Here is a 21,996-nt window from a genome sequence, read left to right as displayed (position 1 = left end):
CGGGGGCTTGAACTTTCAGCGCGACTGCCGAGAGTTTTCCAAAGGATATCAAGGCATTACGATGTGCGTCAGTATGCTTTGAGTGACTGTGTTTCGACTATGTGACGGTCCGGCAACGCGGGCCTGAGCGGCCGTTCCGGTCCCGTCGAAAGGCCGGTCAGGGCGGCAAAACCAGCTTGAACCTGCCGCCAGCGGACGGCAAATCTGGCCTTTTTGCGGTAGCCCCGCCGACGATAAAAAAAACGTCGAAAAACCGAAAAGTATTCGGGCCGGACCTCTTCGCCAGTCGAGCTGACCATCGAGCAACCCGCTTGGCAAGCCCCAAAGCGGCCATTTCCGGTCACATTGAGGGGGAGGTGGGGGCGGGATTGGCCGACCGGCTCCCCTGCGACCCCTGCAGGTCGGGGTGAGGCCATGGACGAGTGGCGGCGGGCGGCGGGCGGCCGTCGTACCTGCCTCCTTCGCCTGCCCTTGCGGTAACTTCGGTTCGGCGCTATACAGAGGCCAACATCTCAGCAGGTTTGCAGAGTGGGCGCCTCCCGGCCCCGCTCTTTTTTATTATCCGAAGGGACCGATGAGCTTCGATCTCACCGCCAAGCGCTATATCAAGGAAACGGGCATGGAAGCCCGGGTGTCGGCCATTGTCGAACCCGTCGCCAACAGCCTGGGCTATGCCCTGGTCCGGGTGCGCATCACCCAGGAAAACGGCATGACGCTGCAGATCATGGCCGAAGACGAGAATGGCCGCTTCACCATCGTGGACTGCGAGACCCTGTCCAAGGATGTTTCGCCGGTACTGGATGTGGAAGACCCGATCGAGCGGGAATATCACCTGGAAGTCAGCTCGCCGGGCATTGACCGGCCGCTGGTGCGCCAGCGCGATTTTGCCGCCCATATCGGTCACGAGGCCAAGATCGAGCTCAGCGACATGCTCAATGGCCGCAAGCGGTTCCGCGGCTTCATCAAGGCGGTGGATGCCGATACGGTGACCATCACCCTGCCCGACGCGCCCGCCGGCACTGATCCGGACCACCATCTGCCGCTCGTCTCGATCGGCGAAGCCAAGCTGGTGATGACCGATGCGCTGATGGAAAAGGCGCGGCTAGACCAGGAACAGCACCCGCTTGACGACGACGAGACCGAAACGGTCGAAATCGACAATGATGACGACATCTCTGAGGAGACACACTAAATGGCCGTTAGCGCGAACCGACTTGAGCTCCTGCAGATTGCAGATGCTGTAGCCCGTGAAAAGTCGATCGACCGCATGGTCGTGATCGAAGCGATGCAGGACGCCATGGAGAAGGCCGCCAAGGGCCGCTACGGCGCCGAGACCGAGATCAAGGTCGAGATCAATCCCCGCTCGGGCGAGACGCGCATGTGGCGCCTGCTCGAAATCGTCGAGACGGTGGAAGAAACCAGCCGCCAGGTCGATCTCAAGCACGCCCAGATCAAGTCCCCCGAGGCCAAGGTCGGCGACTTCCTGACCGAGCCGCTGCCACCGATGGAATTCGGCCGTATTGCCGCCCAGTCGGCCAAGCAGGTCATCGTGCAGAAGGTGCGCGATGCCGAGCGCGAGCGCATGTATGACGAATACATCAACCGCATCGGCGAGATCGTCAACGGTTCGGTCAAGCGCGTCGAATATGGCAATGTGATCGTCGACCTGGGGCGTGGCGAAGCCATTATCCGCCGCGACGAGCTGATCCCGCGCGAAATGTTCCGCTATGGCGACCGTGTCCGCGCCTATGTCTATGACGTGCGCCGCGAACAGCGCGGCCCGCAGATTTTCCTCTCCCGCACCCATCCGCAGTTCATGGCCAAGCTGTTCATGCAGGAAGTGCCCGAGATCTATGATGGCGTGATCACCATTCGCTCGATCGCCCGCGATCCGGGCAGCCGCGCCAAGATCGCCGTGACCTCTTCTGATTCCTCGATCGACCCCGTGGGCGCCTGCGTCGGTATGCGCGGCTCCAGGGTGCAGGCCGTGGTTGGCGAGCTGCAGGGCGAAAAGATCGACATCATTCCCTGGACCGACAGCATTGCCGACCTCGTGGTCAGCGCATTGCAGCCGGCCGATGTGGCCAAGGTGGTGCTCGACGAGCAGGCCGAGCGCATCGAAGTCGTCGTTCCCGATGAACAGCTCTCGCTGGCCATCGGCCGTCGTGGCCAGAATGTGCGTCTCGCCAGCCAGCTGATCGGCTGGGATATCGACATCCTGACCGAACAGGAAGAAAGCGAACGCCGGCAGAAGGAATTCACCGAGCGCTCCAGCCTGTTCATGGCGTCGCTGGACGTCGACGAGATGGTCGCCCAGCTGCTGGCGTCGGAAGGCTTCTCCTCGGTCGAGGAACTGGCCTATATCGACACCAATGAAATCGCCTCCATCGACGGCTTCGACGAAGAGACTGCCGGCGAGATCCAGAACCGGGCCGCCGAATATCTGGCCGCCATCGACCGCGCCCATGACGACGAGCGCAAGGCGCTTGGCGTCGAGGACGAGCTCTATGAAATTGCCGGGCTGACGGCCGCCATGCTGGTGGCCCTGGGCAAGGAAGACATCAAGACGGTCGAGGACTTTGCCGGCTGTGCCGCCGACGACCTGATCGGCTGGAGCGAACGCAAGGATGGCGAGACCAAGCGCTTTGAAGGCACCTTCAAGGACTTCCCGGTCAGCCGTGAAGAGGCTGAAGACATGATCATGCAGGCCCGCATCAAGGCCGGCTGGATTGCCGCAGAGGACGTACCGGCCGAAGACGAAGCCGATCTCGAAGCGATTGCTACTGACGAGGTTTCGGCCTAGCGGCCGAAACCTTAGCGAGGGCACCAGAAATGGCCCGGCGCGCAGAAACGACCAGGATGTGTGCTCTGACGCGGGTTGAAAAACCCGTGGCGGAGCTCATCCGCTTTGTACTCGGCCCCGATGGTGTGCTAGTACCCGACACGGAAGCCAAGGCCGAAGGGCGTGGCGTCTGGATCAGCCTCAACCGGGCCCTGGTGGCGGAAGCCGTCAAGAAGAAGGTTTTTGCGCGCAGCCTCAAGGAAGAGGTGACGCTGCCCGAGGATTTGCCGGGGTTGACCGAACTGCGGCTGCAGCAGCGCTATCTCAATGCGCTGGGCATGGCGCGGAAGGCCGGCCAGCTGACCTTCGGCGCCACCAAAGTGCGCAGTCTGATCACCACGGGCAGCCTGATCGCGCTGATCACGGCGACCGATGCGGCCGAGGACGGGCGCAGCAAGATGGTTGGACCGCTCAAGGCGCTGCATTACGCTGCGGCGGAAGAAGAAATTAACGGCTTCGACGTGCCCCATTTCGAATTGCTCGACTCAGAGCAAATGGGTTTGGCACTCGGGATGGAAAATGTGATACATGCTGCCCTCACAAGAGGGGCTGCAGCCCAAGCGGCAGTAGAAAAAGCCAGAAGACTGGCGCTTTTCACTGCCAAACTGACGGAAAATGACACCGGCCGCCCTGCGGTTGACGGTGACGTTTTGCCCGAGGAACACGACGAAAGACGCGAGATACATGGCTGAAAACGACGACAAGCGCACCGACGACAACGGCGCGAAGAAGACGCTGACATTGAAGGGCGGCCCAGGCCTGGGCAACCGTCCGGGCGTGTCGCGCGGTCCTTCCCGCTCGACGGTGGTCGTCGAGAAGCGCACCCGCCTGGTCCCCAAGCCCAATGTGCCGAGCGGCGCGCCACAGCGCCCGCCCGCCAGCACGGCCAATCAGCGCCCGCCTGCCGGCCGTCCTGGCCAGCAGACGCGCGCGCCGTTGGGGCTGTCGGCGGCAGAGGCCGAGGCCCGCCGCAATGCACTGGCCCTGGCCGGTGCGCGTCAGGCCGAGGACAAGGAGCGTTTCGCAGCTGACGAAGCCCGCCGCATGGAAGATGACGCCCGCCGGCGCCAGATCCGTGAGGAGGCCGCCCGCGCCGAAGAAGAACGTCAGGCTGTGGAAGCGATTGTCGAGCAGCCTGCTGCCGAGGCACCTGCCATTGCCGCGACCGAGGCGGGCCCCGCCGAGGCCGCAGCGCCGACACCGGCGACAGCAGCAGCACCTGCCGCTGCTGCACCGGCTGGCGACGCCGAACCAGAGACACCTGCCTCGCAGCGCAATGCCGGTCCGTCCAGCGTGCGCGTGGTTGCCGGCCGTCCCGGCCAGCCACCCCGGCCACCGCGGGTGGAACGCCCGAGCAATGCGCGTCCGGAAAGCGAACGCGGCGCCAATGCCTATATCAAGGCCGGGGCTGCCGCGGCGCGTCCGTCCGGCACCGCTACGCGTCCGCCGGGCGAACGCCGTCCCGTTGGTGCCGGCATGGCGCCGATCGGCAATGTGCCGCCCGCCGGCCCGAACGAGGCCGATGGCCGCAAGATCCGCTCCGGTACCCCGCAGGTGCGTCCGACCACCGAAGCCGAGCTTGAAAATGCCCGGCGCGCGTCGCGTGCTGCCCCGGAACGTCCCACCCGCCGTGCGGGTGCCGATGCCAATGCGCGTGGCCGTCTGACCGTTACCAATGCCGGCGCCGAGAGCGATCGCGACAAGGGTCCGTCCCTGGCCGCCATGCGTCGTCGCCGCGACAAGAAGATGGGCCGCAACCAGCAGGAAGCGCCCAAGCTGCTGCGCGAAGTCATCATTCCCGAAGCCATTACGGTTGCCGAACTGGCCAACCGCATGGCCGAGCGCTCGGTCACCGTCATCAAGATGCTGATGGCGCAGGGCCAGATGGCTACCATCAATGACGTGCTCGATGCCGATACGGCCGAGCTGATCGCCACCGAGCTGGGTCATACGGTCAAGCGCGTGTCGGAAGCGGACGTCGAAGAAGGTCTCTACGATCTGCCCGCGGACGACAAGGCCGAGGATCTGACCGATCGTGCGCCGGTCGTGACCATTATGGGTCACGTCGACCACGGCAAGACCAGCCTGCTCGACGCCATTCGCGAGGCCAGCGTGGTTTCGGGTGAAGCCGGTGGCATCACCCAGCATATCGGCGCCTATCAGGTGGAAAAGAACGGCGCCCGCATCACCTTCCTCGATACCCCGGGCCACGAGGCGTTCACCGCCATGCGTGCCCGTGGTGCGCAGGCCACCGACATTGCGGTGCTGGTGGTGGCGGCCGATGACGGCGTGATGCCGCAGACCATCGAGTCCATCAAGCACGCCAAGGCGGCTGGTGTGCCGATCATCGTGGCCATCAACAAGATGGACAAGCCCGATGCCGACCCGATGCGGGTCCGCACCGAGCTGCTGCAGCATGAAGTGTTCGTCGAATCGATGGGCGGCGACGTGCTGGACGTGGAAGTGTCGGCCAAGACCGGCGACGGTCTGGGCAAGCTGCTCGAGACCATCCAGTTGCAGGCCGAAGTGCTCGAGCTGCGGGTGGCCCGCGATGGCCGTGCCGAAGGCCTGGTGATTGAAGCCAAGCTTGATCGCGGCCGCGGTGCGGTGGCGACGGTGCTGGTGCAGCGTGGCACGCTGGCGATCGGCGACATTCTCGTCGCCGGTACCGAATTTGCCCGTGTGCGCGCCCTGATCAACGACAAGGGCGAGCAGGTCAAGGAAGCCGGTCCCTCCACGCCGGTGGAAGTGCTGGGCTTTACCGGCGTGCCGAGCGCGGGCGATCGCTTCTCGGTGGTCGAAACCGAAGCACGGGCCCGCGAAGTCACCGAATATCGTCAGCGCGCCATCCGTGAAAAGACGGCCGGCGGCGGCGCCACCAGCCTCGAGCAGATGATGAATCAGCTCAAGGTTGCCGGCATCGCCAAGTTCCCGCTGATCATCAAGGGCGACGTGCAGGGATCGGTCGAAGCCATCGTGGCCAGCCTCAACAAGCTCTCGACCGACGAAGTGTCGGCGCAGATCCTGATGAGCGCGGTAGGCGGCATCACCGAGAGCGACGTCACCCTGGCAGCGGCATCCAATGCCATCGTGATCGGCTTCAACGTCCGTGCCAACAAGCAGGCCACCGAGCTGGCGACGCGCGACGGCATCGAAATCCGCTATTACAACATCATCTACGATCTGGTGGATGACGTGAAGAATGCGATGAGCGGCCTGCTGAAGCCCGAACGTCGCGAGACTTTCATTGGCAATGCCTCGATCCTGGAGGTCTTCACGATCACCAAGGTGGGCAAGGTTGCCGGCTGCCGGGTTACCGAGGGTATCGTGGAACGCGGTGCCGGCGTGCGCCTGATCCGCGACAACGTCGTGATCCACGAAGGCAAGCTCAAGACGCTCAAGCGCTTCAAGGACGAGGTCAAGGACGTCCAGACCGGCCAGGAATGCGGCATGGCCTTCGAGAACTACGAAGACATGCGTGCCGGCGACGTCATCGAGTGCTTCCGCGTCGAGACCGTGCAGCGCACGCTCTAGTCAGCGGCTATCAAGAACAGGAAAAAGGGCGCGGTGTGAACCGCGCCCTTTTTGCTGTCTGAGGGTCTGCAACCGGCCGCGCGTTACTCGGCCGCGGCTTTCTGGCCGTCGCTGCGCTGGTCGGTAATGGCGAGTTGGGAACCGGCGTCGCGCTTGCGGATGATGCGCAGGCGCTTGATGCGCCGGCTGTCGGCGGCCAGGACCTCGAAATCAAAGCCGTCCAGCCGGGTAACGCGTTCGCCGCGCTTGGGTACATGGCCGGCCAGGTCAAACACCAGGCCGCCAATGGTATCGACCTCGTCGGCATATTCGCCCGGATCGAATTCGGGGCCGATCATGGCGACAACGTCGCTGAGTTCGGCGCGGGCATCGGCAATATAGGTATCGACGCCGACCTTGCGGATCAGCGAAGCGGCCAGTTCGTCGTGCTCGTCCTCGATCTCGCCGACCACCGCCTCGAGCAGGTCCTCAATGGTCACCAGACCGTCGGTGCCACCATACTCATCGACGACGATGGCCATGTGCACCCGGCTGGCGCGCATGGATTGCAGCAGATCGCCCACCGGCATGAAGGTGGGCACGAACATTGCCGTGCGCAGGCCGTCAAACTTGCTCAGCTTCTGCTTGAGCACGGTGGAGATCAGCTTGACCGGCACGGCCTTGGTGGTGTCCTCCACCGGCGCGGTAATCTTGCTGAGCGCATCCTTGACGTGGATGAAGCCCAGAATGTTGTCGAGCCCGTTGTCATAGACCGGCAGGCGCGAATGGCCGACATGGCGGAAGCGGGCCAGCAGATCGCCCAGATTGGCGTCGATGTCGATGGCCTGGATGTCGCTGCGTTCGACCATGACGTCGCCAACCGAGACGTTGGACAGCTTGAGCACATTCTGCAGGATGGTGCGTTCGCTCTCGGAGAAGTCGGCGACTTCGGCGCTGCCCTGCTCGTCGAGGGCGACCTGCAGATCGTCACGCAGCGATACGGTGCTGCGGGCCAGCATGGCCTTGAGACGGTTCCAGAGTGATGGCCTCCGTGCAGGCACGGAGGCGGGACTAGAAGGAGGCTCGGATTTGGCAGGCGCCGAGTGGGCCAGAGTGTCGCTGTCGTTCATGTTTGCTCGCTGCCCGCTGGCAGCTCATTGTCCTTGCAAGGGCGAAATTCGCCGGTCGATCTGGGTCCGGTCTCAGTCGGCATAGGGATCGGCGATCCCCAAGCTGGCCAGGATCCGGGTTTCGAGGCCCTCCATTTGCAGGGCTTCGACATCGGTAAGGTGATCATAGCCTAAAATGTGCAGAAATCCATGCACCACGAGATGGGTGAAATGATCGGGGAAAGTGGTGCCCTGCTGGACGGCTTCGCGTTCGAGGGTTTCGCGCGCCATGGTGATGTCGCCCAGAATGCCGCGCACGGGACCGAAGGGCTCGATCTGGGGAAAGCTCAGCACATTGGTCGAGCTGTCCTTGCCGCGCCACTGCTGGTTGAGCGCGTGCTGTTCCTCGTCATTGGTGAGCACGATGGCCAGTTCGGCGGCGCCCTTGACCCGGGCCCCGGACTGCTTGAGCGCTTCGAGCACGGCGCGCTCGGCCAGAGGATCGAGATCCTCCGGCCAGGCGTCGTCATTGCGGATGATGGCAATCTCGAGGGGAAGGTCGCTCAGCGGGATGCCCCTTCGATGGCCTTTTCGGCCAGGCGCTTGGCGGTGTCGGCCTCGTAGGCGCGCACGATGCGGCCCACCAGGGCGTGACGCACCACATCCTTGTCGTTGAAGCGGGTGATATGGACGCCCTCGACCCCGTCGAGCAGATTGACCGCCTCGACCAGCCCGGATTTCTCGCCGCGCGGCAGATCGACCTGGGTCGGATCGCCGGTGATGATCATCTTGGAATTCTCGCCCAGGCGGGTCAGGAACATCTTCATCTGCATGGAAGTGGTGTTCTGGGCCTCGTCGAGAATCACCACGGCATTGGCCAGGGTGCGGCCGCGCATGAAGGCCAGCGGCGCCACTTCGATAATGCCCGAGGTGATGCAGCGCTCGACATTTTCCGGCTTCATCATGTCGTAGAGCGCATCATAGAGCGGACGCAGATAGGGATCGACCTTTTCCTTCATGTCGCCGGGCAGAAAGCCTAGGCGCTCGCCGGCCTCCACAGCCGGTCGCGACAGGATGATGCGGTTGATATCGCCGCGTTCGAGCAGGCTCGCGGCATGGGCCACCGCCAGATAGGTCTTGCCGGTACCGGCCGGACCCACGCCGAAAACCAGTTCGGCCCGATCCATGGCGCGCATATAGCCGTCCTGGGACGGGGTGCGGGCGACAACGGTGGATTTGCGCGTGGCGATCTGGGCCATGCGCACCTTGCCCTTGCGCTCGAGGGTGGGGAGGGTGAGCTGGCTGTCTTCGGTCTGGATCATGCGGATGACGCCATCGACTTCGGAAATGTCGACGGTACGGCCTTCTTCGAGACTGCCATAAAGCGATTCGAGGACGCGACGGCCCTGATCGACGGCGCTGGCGGCGCCCTTGAGCAGAACATGATTGCCGCGGGGAATGGCTGAGACCTTGAGGCGCTGTTCGATCAGCGCCAGGTTCTGGTCGAAGTCGCCATAGAGCTGGGCAGCCAGGCGATTGTCTTCAAAAGCGAGTTCGAGTTGGGATGCGAGTGCGTTGTCTGCGGTCGGGGACAAATGCCTGCTCAAACTGGTGTGGCTCCACGCTCAGCGCGGCTGCGGGCTTGCGCCGCGACTACAAAACAAGGCTAGGCCGATTTGGTTGCCCTGTCTGTAGCAATATTGTGACGCTTCGAGCCGTTGCCAAGGGCACAATCGCTCCGGTGGAGCGATTTGAGGCAAGAAGGCCATGAGGGCTATGCCCGAATGGCAGCGCGGGCAGCCACCGCTTGAACTGAAGAGGCACAGGTAATACCTTCAAGATACCGTTCCTTACCGTGGAGAAACCCATGAGTGCAGCAGTCACCAGCAAAGGTCAGGTTACAATCCCGAAGCCCGTGCGCGACCTTCTCGGCATCGAGCCCGGTATGCGGGTAGATTTCCACCGCAATGACAAAGGCGAGATCGTCCTGAGCAAAGCTGACGGGACGGCGGCGCGGCCCAGCCGGTTCGCCAAGTTGCGGGGGCGTGCGACAACAGACCTCAATACGGATGAGATCATGAAAATGCTGCGTGGCGAGCCGTGACGCTGATCGATACCAGCGTCCTTATTGATGTGGCCACCGATGACCCGAACTGGGCAGACTGGTCGCAGCAAAAGCTGGAAATTGCCTCGCTTCGGGGGGCCCTGCTCATAAACGACATCATCTATGCCGAACTCTCTGTGGGATTTGATCGCATCGAAGAGTTGGATGGCTTTCTTGAAGCCGCCGGCATCGAAATGCACCACCTCCCAACATCCGCTCTGTTTCTCGCCGGCAAAGCATTTGCGCAATATCGCCCGGCGGGCGGGTCACGATCCAACATCCTTGCCGACTTCTTTGTCGGCGCTCACGCAGCGGTCAGCCTATTGCCGCTGCTGACGCGCGACGCCAGAAAGTACCAGACCTATTTCCCCGATATCGAGATTATAGCGCCGCCGCGCGCCTGAGCCGCCGCCGCGGTTTTAAATCTTCCGAACCCTTATTGTTCTTCGTCCCACGACCTCTGTCCTATTGGCGGAATGGGGACACAGGCTATGCCAAAGGCAAATGGAAGCAGGCATCTTGTTCGAAATCTTGCACTTTATGCGGAAATCCCGTATAAAGTGCCACCATGTCGGACAGGTTCGACCCAGGCAAGGATGCGATCAATATCGCCAAGCATCAGCTGTCGCTGGCGTTTGGCGATCGGATCTTTGAGGACCGCGCCCACCTCATCATCCCCTCCATCAGGACGGTGGATCAGGAAGAGCGATTCAAGGTGGTCGGCCTGGTGGAAGACCGGCTGTTTACCGGCGTATTCACCTGGCGAGATGACTTGCCGCGGTTCATGTCCGTGCGAAGGAGCAACAGAAATGAAGAAAGACAATATCGTGCTTCCCGCTGACCCGTCTGACACCGAAGACTTTGACGTCACGGCAGAAGCGCTCGATCGGGGTCAGCGTGCGCGGTTGATCCGGATGACACGGACCGATCTTGGCCTCTCGCAAGCCGAGTTCGCCAGCCGATTCCATGTCCCGGTCGGCACCCTGCGTGATTGGGAACAGGCGCGCGTGACCGCGCCCGATTTTGCCATTGCCTATGTGCGGGTCATCGCCCAGCATCCCGACATGGTGGCGAAGGCCGTCGCCTAAGCCGCCACCGCTGCCTTGAGCCGGCCGACCAGCGAATTGGTGCTTGTCCCGACGATCTCGACCTGATGCACCGCGCCGATCAGGTCGGGCGAGCCATCCAGGTGCACGGCCTGCAGATAGGGCGAGCGGCCACCGACCTGGCCAGGCATGCGGCCGGGACGGTCGATCAGGACGGGCAGGGTCTTGCCCACGCAGGACGCATGAAAGGCCGTGGTCTGGGCGTTGACGAGATCCTGCAGCCGCCACAGCCGCTCGTTCTTGACCGCTTCGGGCACCTGATCGCCCAGATTGGCGCCGGGCGTGCCGGGGCGGGTGGAATATTTGAAGGAATAGGCCGAGACATAGCCGACATCGGCGATGATCTTGAGCGTGTCCTCGAAATCGCGGTCGGTCTCGCCGGGAAAGCCGACGATGAAGTCGCCAGAAAGAGCCATGTCAGGCCGCGCCGTCTTGATGCGGCCGATCACATCCAGATATTCGGCGGCCGTATGACGTCGGTTCATTGCCTTAAGGATGGCGTCCGAACCCGATTGCACCGGCAGGTGCAGATAGGGCATCAGGATATCGAGGTCGCGATGGGCGGCCATCAGCCCATCATCCATGTCGCGCGGATGGCTGGTGGTGTAGCGCAGGCGGTCGAGCCCCTCGATTTCGGCCAGCAGATAGGCCAGTTCGCCCAGGCTGGTGCTGCGGCCGCTGGCGTCCAGCCCGTGATAGGCGTTGACGTTCTGGCCCAGCAGGGTGATTTCGCGCACCCCGGCATCGACCAGGCCGCGCGCCTCGGCAATGACCTGGCTGACCGGGCGGCTGGTTTCGGCACCGCGGGTATAGGGCACGACGCAGAAGCTGCAGAACTTGTCGCAGCCCTCCTGCACCGTCAAAAATGCGGTCAGGCCGCGCTTGATGGTGACTTCCTTGCGCGCCGCCGGCAGGTGCTCGAACTTGTCTTCCTCGGGGAAATCAGTATCGACGATGGGGGTCTTGAGCGCAGGATGCAGATGGCGCTGCGCCTCAGCGCGCGCCAGCATCTGCGGCAGGCGGTGATAGGCCTGCGGGCCGAAGACCATATCGACCACGGGGGCACGGCGGGCGATCTCCTCGCCCTCCGCCTGGGCCACGCAGCCGGCTACGCCGATCAGCATGTCGCCACCCATGGCACGGCGCTCGCCCTGCAGCTCCTTGAGCCGGCCGAGTTCGGAAAACACCTTCTCACTGGCCTTTTCGCGAATATGGCAGGTATTGAGCAGCACCAGGTCGGCCTGGGCCATGTCGAGCGTGGTTTCATAGCCGTGCGGCGCCAGCGCATCGCTCATGCGGTCGCTGTCATAGACATTCATCTGACAGCCATAGGTCTTGATGAAGAGTTTCTTGGTATTGGCGCGCATCTCGGTCATAGCCGGCTCATACCAGAGGACGCGCGCTTATCAAAGCACCTGCAACCCTTGTGGTCACTCGGGTGTTCTGGTGCGTACCAAGTCCTGGAGAACCGTGATGACCGATACGAGCAAGCCAAAGGCAGATACCGCCAAGACCGGCGACGATGCGGCGGCGATGAAGGGCGGCAAGAAGCCCGGTCCGGACAAGTCGCCCGTCCAGGTGCGCAATGCCGGCGACGAGGCGCATGCCGACAAGACCAAGGACTGGGACGCACAGGACGAGGCGCTGGACGAGAGCTTTCCCGCCAGCGACGCCACCGCCAAATACTGAGGCAGCCGTCTCCTGACCATCTTGCGGCGGCGGCGGGGGCCTATAGACTTGTCCCCGCTGCCGCTTCGCACCAAATGGACATGCCGCTATGGTCGGCGCTGGCCGCGGCCCTATCCTCAAGCTCTGCCAAGAAAGCGCGGCATGACCGAAACCTTGCAAGACGCAGCTGAACCGGCCGGTCGCGGCACAGGCTGGCTTGGATCTGTCCGCAGCCTGCCGGTCGCCCTCTATCTGTTCGCACTCGTCCTGGTCATCATTCTGCCCGCACTGCTGGTGTCGCTGCTCCTGCTCAATCGCAACAACCAGGCGCAGGAAGAGGTGGTGCGCAGCCTCACCAATGCCACGGCGCAGGCGATCGGCCAGTCGGTGGAGCGGGAAATCGCCAGCATGGTGACGACCCTGCGCGTGCTCTCGACCAGCGAACTGCTCAAGGACAACCAGCTCGCCGATTTCCATGACCGGGTGGTTACCGCGCTGGCCGGCAGCGGCGCTTATCTGATCGCGCTGGACAATGATTTTTCCCAGCTGCTCAATACCCGCGTGCCCTATGGCACGCCCCTGGGGGGCACCTCTGATCCCGCCACGGCGACGCTGGCTCTGGGGCGTCCCGGCGCCACTGTGTCGGGCCTGTTCTTCGGCAAGACGGCCGATCGCTGGGTCTTCAATGTGCTGCTGCCGGTTCCCGACAATGACACCGTGGCCCTGCTGGCGCTGACGCAGAACGCGCAAAATCTGGCGGTGGCGCTGCAGTCGCGGCAATTGCCGACCGGCTGGCATGCGGCGCTGGTGGACACCACCAACCTGGTGATCGCGGCCACCCCCGACGCCGAGTTCGTCACCGGCAGCGTGCTGCCGATGCGGCAGAGCCAGGCCCAGAATCCGGATGAGTGGCAGCGCGAGCGGTTTGGCGGGCAGCAGGTCGTCACGGCCGAGTGGCGGTCCGGGCTGGCCGGATGGCGGGTGATCGCCTGGGCCTCGACCGACGCGGTGGACCGGCCACTGGGGGAAAGCCTGATCTGGCTGGCGGCCTGGGGCGTAGTCATCTCGGCCATGGCGGCCCTGCTGGCCTTTGTAATAGCAGAGCGCATTGCGCTGTCGGTGCGCGGTCTGCGGCGCGATGCTCAGCGGCTGGGGCGCGGCGAGGCGGTTGAGGCCAAGTCCTACCCCGTCGCCGAAATTGCCGAAGTGTCGCGGGCGCTGGCCGATGCCTCGGCCCTGCGGCAGGCGGCCGACAGCGAAGTGCGCTTCCTGATGCGCGAAGTGGCGCACCGCTCCAAGAACCAGATGACGGTGATTGCCGCCATGGCGCGCCAGACGGCGCGTGGCGCCGACGATGTGCCGGGCTATGTGCAGTCTTTCGAGCGGCGCATTCTGGGTCTGGCACGGTCCACCGATCTGCTGCTGACCCATGGCCGGGTTGGCGTGGCGCTGCAGGAGCTGGTGGAAAGCCAGATCGCTCCCTTCAGCCCGCCCGACCGCGGACGGGTGAGCCTGGCCGGACCGCCGGTGCGCCTGAACATGCAGGCCGCGCAGATCCTGGGCATGGCAGTGCATGAACTGGCCACCAATGCGGCCAAATATGGTGCCTTTGGCGAGGCGGGCGGCACGCTGACCGTGCAGTGGTCCTTGACCGACGAGCGGCTCGACCTGGTCTGGCGCGAGAGCGTGCCGCACCTGTTGCAGCATGGCGAGCGCGTCGGCTTCGGCACCACGGTGCTCAAATCCATGGTCGGGCATGCCCTGGGCGCCGGCGTCGAGCGCATCGTCCATCCCAGCGGCATGGAATGGCGCTTCTCCATTCCGCTCGAGGCCATCGATCCCGAACGCGGGCCGCCGCCGGTCGGGGACGGGGCGGGCGAATAATTCTGGCATTATAGCGGCATTTGCCCTATAGGGACGCCTGCTGCCGGGCTTTGCACGGCGGCACTCATGGCCCCTCCTGGACGACATCCCGGCCGGGGCGACCCCAATCCTCTTCTGAAAGGATCTATCCGATGTCGATCACTGCTGAGCGCAAGACCGCTCTGATTCAGGAATATGCCATCAAGCCAAACGATACCGGTTCGCCGGAAGTCCAGGTGGCCATCCTGTCCGAGCGCATTGCCAACCTCACCGAGCACTTCAAGGGCCATGGCAAGGACAACCATTCCCGTCGCGGCCTGCTCAAGCTGGTTTCGACCCGTCGCAGCCTTCTCGACTACGTCAAGAAGGTCGATGATGCCCGTTACAAGACCTTGATCGAAAAGCTCGGCCTGCGCCGCTAGGCGCGCCAGGTGAATTGCGGGTGCGGGGAGCAGTCTCCGCATCCGCCGCCGTCGCATTCATCAGCCGGTCATACCGGTGACGACAATGTGGCGACTGCGTAGACCGGCGAATGCCGGAGCATGGCAGGATTATTGGCCGCTCCCCCGCCTCACCCCAAAATCAGCCCTGGTTTTGCAGCTGTGAGGCACCTGAAGGTTCAGGAGCGGCTTGTTGTCTTGCCCATGTTTCGTCTTTGCCAGACGCAACAGCGCCTGATTTTGAGCCCGGGTCACACATGGGGTGGGACAGCGGGTGCGGGCGCACCGAACTGAGTTCGCGGGATGACCTACGCCCCTGCGTTACCGCTCAGCCGGCAGAAATGGAAAGACGAAACAGATGACGATCAATTTTGATCACCACAAGGTCGAGCTCAACTGGGGCGGTCAGCCCCTGACGCTGGAAACCGGCAAGATGGCCCGCCAGGCCGATGGCGCCGTGCTGGCCACGCTGGGCGAAACCGTGCTGCTGGCCACCGTGGTCAGCGCCAAGACCGCCAAGCCCGGCATCGACTTCTTCCCGCTGACCGTCAACTACCAGGAAAAGTACTTTGCCGCCGGCAAGATCCCGGGTGGCTATTTCAAGCGTGAAGGCCGCCCGACCGAGAACGAGACGCTCACCAGCCGCCTCATCGATCGCCCGATCCGCCCGCTGTTCCCCGCCGGCTACAAGCACGAGACCCAGGTGGTCATCACCGTGCTGCAGCATGACATGGAAAACAACCCCGACGTGCTGGCGATCGTGGCCGCTTCGGCCGCGCTGACCATTTCGGGCGTCCCCTTCATGGGCCCGATCGGCGCTGCCCGCGTCGGCTATGTCGATGGGCAATATGTGCTGAACCTGGCCGTTGACCGTCGCGCCGACTCCAAGCTCGACCTGGTCATGGCCGGCACCGACGACGCCGTGCTGATGGTGGAATCGGAAGCCAAGGAACTCAGCGAAGAGGTCATGCTGGGCGCCGTGATGTTCGGCCATGCCGAAAGCCGCAAGGTGATCCAGGCGATCATCAAGCTGGCCGAACTGGCTGCCAAGGATGCGCGCGATTTCGAACCGCATGACACGTCGGCGCTGGAAGCCGAAATGCTGAGCGTGATCGAAGCCGATCTGCGTACTGCCTACAAGCAGACCAAGAAGGAAGAGCGCTATGCTGCCGTGGATGCCGTCAAGGCAATTGCCAAGGCGCATTTCGCAGCCCGTGTCGAAGCCGGTGACATCACCGCCGAAGACGTCGGCGCCGTGTTCAAGGAATTGCAGGGCAAGGTCGTGCGCTGGAACGTGCTCGATACCGGCCTGCGCATCGACGGCCGCGATCTGAGCACCGTGCGCCCGATCATGTCGGAAGTCGGCGTGCTGCCGCGGACCCATGGTTCGGCCATCTTTACCCGTGGCGAAACCCAGGCGCTGGTCGTGGCCACGCTGGGCACCGGTGACGACGAGCAGTATATCGATAGCCTCGAAGGCACCTACAAGCAGAACTTCCTGCTGCACTACAACTTCCCTCCCTATTCGGTGGGTGAAGCCGGCCGCATGGGTTCGCCCGGCCGTCGCGAAATCGGCCATGGCAAGCTGGCCTGGCGCGCCATCAACCCGGTGCGTCCATCGGCGGAAGAGTTCCCCTACACGATCCGCGTCGTCTCCGAGATCACCGAGTCCAATGGCTCGTCCTCGATGGCAACCGTCTGCGGCACTTCGCTGGCGCTGATGGATGCCGGTGTGCCCTTGGCACGTCCGGTGGCCGGCATTGCCATGGGCCTGATCATGGAAGGCGAAAAGTTCGCCGTGCTCAGCGACATCCTGGGTGACGAAGATCACCTGGGCGACATGGACTTCAAGGTGGCCGGTACCGAAGCAGGCGTTACCAGCCTGCAGATGGACATCAAGATCGCTGGCATTACCGAGGAGATCATGAAGATCGCCCTCGAGCAGGCCAAGGGCGGCCGTATCCACATCCTGGGCGAAATGGCCAAGGCCATCACCGCGTCCCGTTCGGAAGTGGGCGAGTTCGCGCCGCGCATCGAGACCATCAAGATCCCGACCGAGAAGATCCGTGAAGTGATCGGCACCGGCGGCAAGGTGATCCGCGAGATCGTCGAGAAGACCGGCGCCAAGATCAATATCGATGACGACGGCACGATCAAGATCTCGTCCTCGGACGGCAGCCAGATCGAAGCGGCCATCAAGTGGATCAAGTCGATCACCGATGAAGCCGAAGTGGGCGCCATCTACCAGGGCACCGTGGTCAAGACCGCCGATTTCGGCGCCTTCGTGAACTTCTTCGGCGCCAAGGACGGCCTGGTGCATATCAGCCAGCTGGCCGAAGCCCGCGTTGCCAAGACCACCGATGTGGTCAAGGAGGGCGACAAGGTCTGGGTCAAGCTGCTCGGCTTTGACGAGCGCGGCAAGGTTCGCCTGTCGATGAAGATCATCGACCAGGCTACCGGCAAGGAAATCGACGGCGCCGCCGCCGAATAATCCGCTGGCGCAAGCCGCATGCAAATGCCAAGGCCCGGAGCGATCCGGGCCTTTTTTGCCGTGGCAGAATGGCAACACGGCGATGATTCATCACATTGACGCGAGGAACCCCCTGGTCCGTCAGGCGTTGGCGCAGTGAGGCTTTCCTGCACTAGCGCAGCCTCTGGTCCCGGCATAGCTCATTGCTCTCGCAGACCATTCCGCGTCAGTTTCTGTTTTAGGGTATAGCCTTGATCTCTCGTCGTTTGTTTATGGTGGGCCTGTCGGCCACTGCACTGGCCGCCTGCTCGGGTACGCGTACCCCGGTCGTCACCGAGCCACAGATTGATCCCTATTACCAGGCCATGTATGGCGCCGATTACAGCGGCACGTTCCCGGTGGAAGCCACCGACCTGCGCCGCGTCGATCCGCAGTTCTGGCGCCAGGAAGTGCCCTATGTCACGTCCGAGCGCGCCGGCACGCTGGTGGTCGATACGCCCAATCGCTTCCTCTATCTGGTGATGGAAGGCGGCCGGGCGCTGCGCTATGGCATCGGCGTCGGCAAGACCGAAGCCCTGGTGTTCCGGGGCACCGCCACGGTGGGCCGCAAGGCCGAATGGCCGCGCTGGACCCCGACGCGCTCGATGATCGAGCGCGAGCCCGACCGTTACGGCCCGTTTGCCGGCGGCATGGATAGCGGCCCGGAGAACCCCCTGGGGCCGCGCGCGCTCTATCTCTACAAGGATGGCCGCGACACGCTGTTCCGCCTGCATGGCACCACCGAGCCCTATACGATCGGCACCAATGTCTCGTCGGGCTGCATCCGCCTGATGAACCAGGACATTATCGACCTCTATCGCCGCGTCCCCACCGGGGCCAAGGTGGTGGTGATCAACGCCTGATTGCCGCCTTCCGGGTCAATGCCGCGGCAGCGGGGGGCCTCGCTTCGGATTCCGTAGTCACCGGGGCGTTATTCACTGCTGTCGCGACACTGGCCCGGATCACAGACAAAAAAGCCCCGATGCAGACGCATCGGGGCTTTTTGCTGATGAGGGGCCGCAGAACTCAGACCTGCTGGACCGATTCCACGCCCGGCACGAAATGGCGGAGCAGGTTCTCGATGCCGCTCTTGAGCGTGGCGGTCGAGGACGGGCAGCCCGAACAGGCACCCTGCATGTGCAGGAATACGGTACCGTCGCGGAAACCCTTGAAGGTGATGTCGCCGCCATCCATGGCCACGGCCGGGCGCACGCGGGTGGCCAGCAATTCCTTGATCACCTCGACGGTCTCGCTGTCGTCTTCCTCGAAGAACTCGTCGACCTCGTCGAGATTGGCCACCTCGACGCCGCCCTCAACGATGACTGGCTTGCCCGAGAGAAAGTGATCCATGATCACGCCCAGGATGGCCGGCTTGATATGGGCCCAGTTCGTATCGTCCTTGGTCACCGAAATGAAGTCGGCGCCCATGAAGACCCCGGTGACGCCGGAAATGGCAAACAGGCCGGTAGCCAGCGGCGAATTGGCCGAGGCTTCCAGGCTGCGAAAATCGCGGGGCTCGCCCACCAGCACGTCACGCCCGGGCAGGAATTTCAGGGTCGACGGATTGGGGGTGGCTTCGGTCTGGATAAACATCGGTCTGCCTCGGAAAAATGCAATTAGAACGCTTCTAAAATAGTCTTTTAGCGGCTGAGCGCAAGGGCTTTGGACGAAGGGCAGCGATGCGCCCGGCCCGATCAGCAGATGTCGATGATCTCGGCGTCACTCATGCGGCCGGGCACGACGGTCAGCGGAATGGGCAAGGCATGGGCGCGCATGGCGAAGTGGGTCACCAGGGGGCCCGGACCTTCGCCCATGGAGGATGCCGCCAGCACCAGGATGGCAATGTCGCGATCCTCCGCGATGACCCGTTCGATCTGTTCGGGGCCTTCGCCTTCGCGGATCACCGATTCCACCTTGACCTCGCCGAGGTCACGCAGACGGGCGAGACGGGCATCAAGGTTGCGCTCGGCCTCTTCCACCGCCTCGGCCCGCAGCACGTCCTCGACCCCCAGGCCGATGAATTCGGGCGTCTGCACAATGCTCATCAGCACCACGGTGCCGCCGGTACGCTTGACGCGATAGGCGGCGAAGGTCAGCGCCCGATCGCATTCGACCGTCTCGTCGATGACGACCAGGAACTTGCGCTTGTATTCGGTCTCGTACATGGCCGGACCTCCTTAGCGGACAAAGCCGACAATGTTGCGGACATCGTCCATGACGGGTTGGGCGATCGCCCGGGCACGCCGGGCGCCGTCACGCAGAATAGCATCCATTTCGCCGCGATCGGCAACCAGGCGCTGCATTTCCTCGGCAATGGGGGAGAGCACCGCCACGGCCAGGTCGGCCAAGGCCGGCTTGAAACTGCCCCAGCCCTGGCCGCCATATTCACCGAGCACGTCATCGACGCTGCGATTGGCCAGGGCGGCGAAAATGCCGACGAGGTTTTCGGCCTCCAGGCGCCCCGCAAGGCCGGCCACCTCACTGGGCAGGGCCTCGGCATCGGTGGTGGCGCGCTTGATCTTCTTGGCGATCAGATCGGCGCCGTCCATCATGTAGATGGTGGAGAGGTCCGACTGATCGGACTTGCTCATCTTCTTGGAACCGTCCTTCAGGCTCTTGACCCGCATGGCCGGGCCGGTGGCCAGGGTCTCGGTAATGGGGAAGAAGTCGCCCTTGTGGCCGTTGGCCTTGATCTGCTTTTTGAAGTCGTGGTTGAACTTCTTGGCAATGTCGCGGGTCAGTTCGAGATGCTGGCGCTGGTCCTCACCCACCGGCACCGCGGTGGACTGGTAGAGCAGGATATCGGCGGCCATTAGGCTGGGATAGGCAAACAGACCCAGCGAGACATTCTCGGCGTTCTCGCCGGCCTTGTCCTTGAATTGGGTCATCCGCTCCATCCAGCCCATGCGGGCGACGCAGTTGAAGATCCAGCTCAGCTCGGCATGTTCCATGACCTGGGACTGGTTGAAGATGATGGATTTCTTCGGATCAAGCCCGGCCGCGATATAGGCGGCGGCGATCTCATAGGTCCAGCGCTTGAGGTCGACCGGGTCCTGCCAGACCGTGATGGCGTGCATGTCGACCACGCAATAGATGGTCTCATGCGTCTCCTGCAGTGGAACAAAACGCCGGATGGCGCCGAGATAGTTGCCCAGATGCAGGTCGCCCGAAGGCTTGATGCCCGAAAAGACGCGGGGAGTAAAAGCCATAGGAGAAGTACCCATCAGGATTAGCGCCTGCCGAATTACACCGGCGGGCGGGGTGGATGCAAGTCAGCGCCGGCGCAGGCGGGCCAGCAGCTGGCCCAGGGGCTGGGCGCCGGTGATGTGGACGAGGGTGAAATAGGTGGCGGTAGCGAAGACGCAGATGGCCAGCAGCGCCAGCGCCTGGATGGGAAAGAAGGCCCCCGGCGCCATGATGGAATGGGCCCGCGTGGCCAGCACATACAGCGTCGCGCCCATCACGGCGCTGGCGAACAGCAGCAGGCCGTGCTGGCGCAGTTCGCGGCCAGTCAGGGTGAAGTGGCCGCGCCGGGCCAAAAAGAAAGCGAGGCAGGCGACATTGATCCAGGCCGAAATGGAGGTGGCCAGCGCAATGCCGACATGCTGCAGGCTGGGGAAGAGCAGCAGCGATACCGCGATGTTGACGACCACCGATATGCCGGCAAAGATCGTCGGGGTTCGGGTATCCTTGCGGGAGAAATAGCCCGGCTGCAGCACCCGGATCAGCACGAAGGCCGGCAGGCCGACGGCAAAGCCGACCAGCGTAGCGGCAACCTGTTCGGTGGCGAGGGCATCGAAGGCGCCGCGTTCAAACAGCACGCGGACGATGGGCACCGGAATGGCGATCAGTGCCGCGGCGGCCGGCAGGGAAAACAGCATGGAGAGCAGCAGCGACTGACTCTGGGTGGCGCGCGCCTCGACCTCGCGGCCGGCGCCCAGATGCCGGCTGAGCTCGGGCAGCAATACCGTGCCGATGGCAATGCCGATAATGCCCAAAGGCAGCTGGTAGAGCCGGTCGGCATTGTAGACGATGGCAATGGCGCCGTCGGCGCCCGAGGCGATGATGGTGCCCACGAAGATATTGATCTGGGTAATGCCGCCGGCCAGGATGGCGGGGATGGCCAGGATCCAGAAGCGGCGCACATCGCCATCGTAGCGTGGCCAGGAAAAGCGCGGCGTGAAGCCGGAGCGGCGAATGGCGCCATAGACCAGGGCCAGTTGCGCCACCCCGCCGGCCAGGGCCGCCATGGCCATCCAGAAGGCGACATCAGCCGGGTTTTCCAGCGTCAGCACCGCCAGCGGCACCAGCACGGCGATATTGACGATATTGAGCAGCACCGGCGCGAAGGCGGCAGCGAAATAGCGATCGAGGCTGTTGAGAATGGCGCCATAGGCGGCCATCAGTGACATGCAGGCCAGATAGGGGAACATCAGCCGCGTCAGGAAGACCGTCAGCTCGAACTTCGCCGGATCGTCGACAAAGCCGGGCACGAAGAGCAGCATGAGCTGCGGCATGAAGATCTCGGCCAGCACGGTGACGACGAGAATGGCCGCCACCAGCCAGCTCATGATGCGGCCCGCCAGGTCCCTGGCGCTGTCGGCGCCATCATTTTCGAGCGCCGTGGAAAACATGGGCACGAAGGCGGTGTTGAAAGCGCCTTCGGCAAACAGCCGCCGGAACAGGTTGGGAAAGCGGAAGGCGGCGTTGAAGGCGTCGGCCGTGGGGCCAATGCCCAGCACGGCCGCCATCAGCGCATCGCGGACAAAGCCGGCCAGGCGCGAGAGCAGGGTCAGCCCACCCACCGAGAGGAAATTGCGATAGAGGCTCATCGGGTCGGGA

At 63.5% G+C, this 21,996-nt stretch carries 21 protein-coding genes; 13 read left to right on the top strand and 8 right to left on the bottom strand.

What is annotated here, in order from left to right; genetic code table 11:
- Nucleotides 1-574 precede the first annotated feature (574 nt).
- Genes rimP through infB form a run of 4 tightly spaced genes read left to right on the top strand, consistent with a single transcriptional unit; the run spans nt 575 to nt 6,376 of the window.
- Nucleotides 575-1,192 carry a ribosome maturation factor RimP gene (rimP, locus tag AC4NN3_RS11115; protein WP_193337637.1) on the top strand — a complete coding sequence of 206 codons (618 nt, stop codon included), beginning with the start codon at nt 575-577 and terminating at the stop codon, nt 1,190-1,192.
- Complete coding sequence (nusA, locus tag AC4NN3_RS11110; protein ID WP_491927161.1) at nt 1,193-2,803, top strand: transcription termination factor NusA; 1,611 nt, start codon at nt 1,193-1,195, stop codon at nt 2,801-2,803.
- Between the two features lie 29 nt (nt 2,804-2,832).
- Complete coding sequence (locus AC4NN3_RS11105) at nt 2,833-3,534, top strand: RNA-binding protein (protein ID WP_491927160.1); 702 nt, start codon at nt 2,833-2,835, stop codon at nt 3,532-3,534.
- Nucleotides 3,527-6,376 carry a translation initiation factor IF-2 gene (infB, locus tag AC4NN3_RS11100; protein ID WP_491927159.1) on the top strand — a complete coding sequence of 950 codons (2,850 nt, stop codon included), beginning with the start codon at nt 3,527-3,529 and terminating at the stop codon, nt 6,374-6,376. Before AC4NN3_RS11105 ends, infB begins: the two co-directional genes overlap by 8 nt.
- Nucleotides 6,377-6,459: 83 nt before the next feature.
- On the opposite strand, the gene AC4NN3_RS11095 is transcribed toward infB, so the two are convergent.
- The 3 genes from AC4NN3_RS11095 to AC4NN3_RS11085 all read right to left on the bottom strand — a co-directional run bounded on the left by AC4NN3_RS11095 (nt 6,460) and on the right by AC4NN3_RS11085 (nt 9,059).
- Complete coding sequence (locus tag AC4NN3_RS11095) at nt 6,460-7,374, bottom strand: hemolysin family protein (protein WP_491927158.1); 915 nt, start codon at nt 7,372-7,374, stop codon at nt 6,460-6,462.
- A gap of 183 nt (nt 7,375-7,557) precedes the next feature.
- Nucleotides 7,558-8,001: an rRNA maturation RNase YbeY gene (ybeY, locus tag AC4NN3_RS11090; RefSeq protein WP_491927310.1), complete on the bottom strand. Its 444-nt coding sequence runs from the start codon at nt 7,999-8,001 to the stop codon at nt 7,558-7,560.
- A 26-nt stretch (nt 8,002-8,027) separates the two neighbouring features.
- Nucleotides 8,028-9,059 carry a PhoH family protein gene (locus AC4NN3_RS11085; RefSeq protein ID WP_491927157.1) on the bottom strand — a complete coding sequence of 344 codons (1,032 nt, stop codon included), beginning with the start codon at nt 9,057-9,059 and terminating at the stop codon, nt 8,028-8,030.
- 272 nt (nt 9,060-9,331) lie between these two features.
- Here AC4NN3_RS11085 and AC4NN3_RS11080 point away from each other — a divergent pair, with 272 nt between their 5' ends.
- The 4 genes from AC4NN3_RS11080 to AC4NN3_RS11065 all read left to right on the top strand — a co-directional run bounded on the left by AC4NN3_RS11080 (nt 9,332) and on the right by AC4NN3_RS11065 (nt 10,656).
- A complete protein-coding gene (locus AC4NN3_RS11080) occupies nt 9,332-9,568 on the top strand; it encodes an AbrB/MazE/SpoVT family DNA-binding domain-containing protein (RefSeq protein ID WP_491927156.1) in 237 nt (78 codons plus the stop codon).
- Nucleotides 9,565-9,972, top strand: a complete 408-nt coding sequence (locus AC4NN3_RS11075; protein ID WP_491927155.1) for a type II toxin-antitoxin system VapC family toxin — start codon at nt 9,565-9,567, stop codon at nt 9,970-9,972. The genes AC4NN3_RS11080 and AC4NN3_RS11075 overlap by 4 nt, the downstream gene beginning before the upstream one ends.
- Nucleotides 9,973-10,136: 164 nt before the next feature.
- Complete coding sequence (locus AC4NN3_RS11070) at nt 10,137-10,409, top strand: BrnT family toxin (protein WP_491927154.1); 273 nt, start codon at nt 10,137-10,139, stop codon at nt 10,407-10,409.
- Nucleotides 10,378-10,656 (top strand): helix-turn-helix domain-containing protein, encoded by a 279-nt coding sequence (locus tag AC4NN3_RS11065; RefSeq protein ID WP_491927153.1) that lies wholly within the window; start codon nt 10,378-10,380, stop codon nt 10,654-10,656. The genes AC4NN3_RS11070 and AC4NN3_RS11065 overlap by 32 nt, the downstream gene beginning before the upstream one ends.
- Here AC4NN3_RS11065 and miaB read toward each other — a convergent pair.
- The gene (gene miaB, locus AC4NN3_RS11060) at nt 10,653-12,050 is read right to left on the bottom strand and encodes a tRNA (N6-isopentenyl adenosine(37)-C2)-methylthiotransferase MiaB (protein WP_491927152.1); all 1,398 of its coding nucleotides are present in this window, start codon (nt 12,048-12,050) and stop codon (nt 10,653-10,655) included. The two genes, AC4NN3_RS11065 and miaB, sit on opposite strands and share 4 nt — an antisense overlap.
- Nucleotides 12,051-12,147: 97 nt before the next feature.
- Between miaB and AC4NN3_RS11055 the strand changes: the two genes are divergently transcribed.
- The 5 genes from AC4NN3_RS11055 to AC4NN3_RS11035 all read left to right on the top strand — a co-directional run bounded on the left by AC4NN3_RS11055 (nt 12,148) and on the right by AC4NN3_RS11035 (nt 18,017).
- Nucleotides 12,148-12,363, top strand: a complete 216-nt coding sequence (locus AC4NN3_RS11055) for a hypothetical protein (RefSeq protein WP_491927151.1) — start codon at nt 12,148-12,150, stop codon at nt 12,361-12,363.
- Between the two features lie 141 nt (nt 12,364-12,504).
- Nucleotides 12,505-14,226: a sensor histidine kinase gene (locus tag AC4NN3_RS11050; RefSeq protein ID WP_491927150.1), complete on the top strand. Its 1,722-nt coding sequence runs from the start codon at nt 12,505-12,507 to the stop codon at nt 14,224-14,226.
- Nucleotides 14,227-14,276: 50 nt separating this feature from the next.
- Nucleotides 14,277-14,627, top strand: coding sequence for a 30S ribosomal protein S15 (rpsO, locus tag AC4NN3_RS11045; protein ID WP_491927149.1), 351 nt, complete (start codon nt 14,277-14,279; stop codon nt 14,625-14,627).
- A 376-nt stretch (nt 14,628-15,003) separates the two neighbouring features.
- Nucleotides 15,004-17,136: a polyribonucleotide nucleotidyltransferase gene (pnp, locus tag AC4NN3_RS11040; RefSeq protein ID WP_491927148.1), complete on the top strand. Its 2,133-nt coding sequence runs from the start codon at nt 15,004-15,006 to the stop codon at nt 17,134-17,136.
- Nucleotides 17,137-17,387: 251 nt separating this feature from the next.
- A complete protein-coding gene (locus AC4NN3_RS11035; protein ID WP_491927309.1) occupies nt 17,388-18,017 on the top strand; it encodes a L,D-transpeptidase in 630 nt (209 codons plus the stop codon).
- A 163-nt stretch (nt 18,018-18,180) separates the two neighbouring features.
- Here the strand turns inward: AC4NN3_RS11035 and AC4NN3_RS11030 are convergent, their stop codons facing one another.
- The 4 genes from AC4NN3_RS11030 to murJ form a co-directional block, all read right to left on the bottom strand.
- A complete protein-coding gene (locus AC4NN3_RS11030) occupies nt 18,181-18,747 on the bottom strand; it encodes a NifU family protein (protein ID WP_491927147.1) in 567 nt (188 codons plus the stop codon).
- A 101-nt stretch (nt 18,748-18,848) separates the two neighbouring features.
- Nucleotides 18,849-19,319 carry a universal stress protein gene (locus AC4NN3_RS11025; RefSeq protein WP_491927146.1) on the bottom strand — a complete coding sequence of 157 codons (471 nt, stop codon included), beginning with the start codon at nt 19,317-19,319 and terminating at the stop codon, nt 18,849-18,851.
- Nucleotides 19,320-19,331: 12 nt separating this feature from the next.
- Nucleotides 19,332-20,363, bottom strand: coding sequence for a tryptophan--tRNA ligase (trpS, locus tag AC4NN3_RS11020; RefSeq protein ID WP_491927145.1), 1,032 nt, complete (start codon nt 20,361-20,363; stop codon nt 19,332-19,334).
- Nucleotides 20,364-20,426: 63 nt separating this feature from the next.
- Nucleotides 20,427-21,986, bottom strand: a complete 1,560-nt coding sequence (murJ, locus tag AC4NN3_RS11015) for a murein biosynthesis integral membrane protein MurJ (protein WP_491927144.1) — start codon at nt 21,984-21,986, stop codon at nt 20,427-20,429.
- Between the last annotated feature and the right edge of the window lie 10 nt (nt 21,987-21,996).

The organism is Devosia sp. MDV22-iso42, from assembly GCF_058629155.1.
The sequence above is the reverse complement of the archived record's forward strand: the minus strand, read 5'-3'. Positions and strand labels throughout refer to the sequence as shown.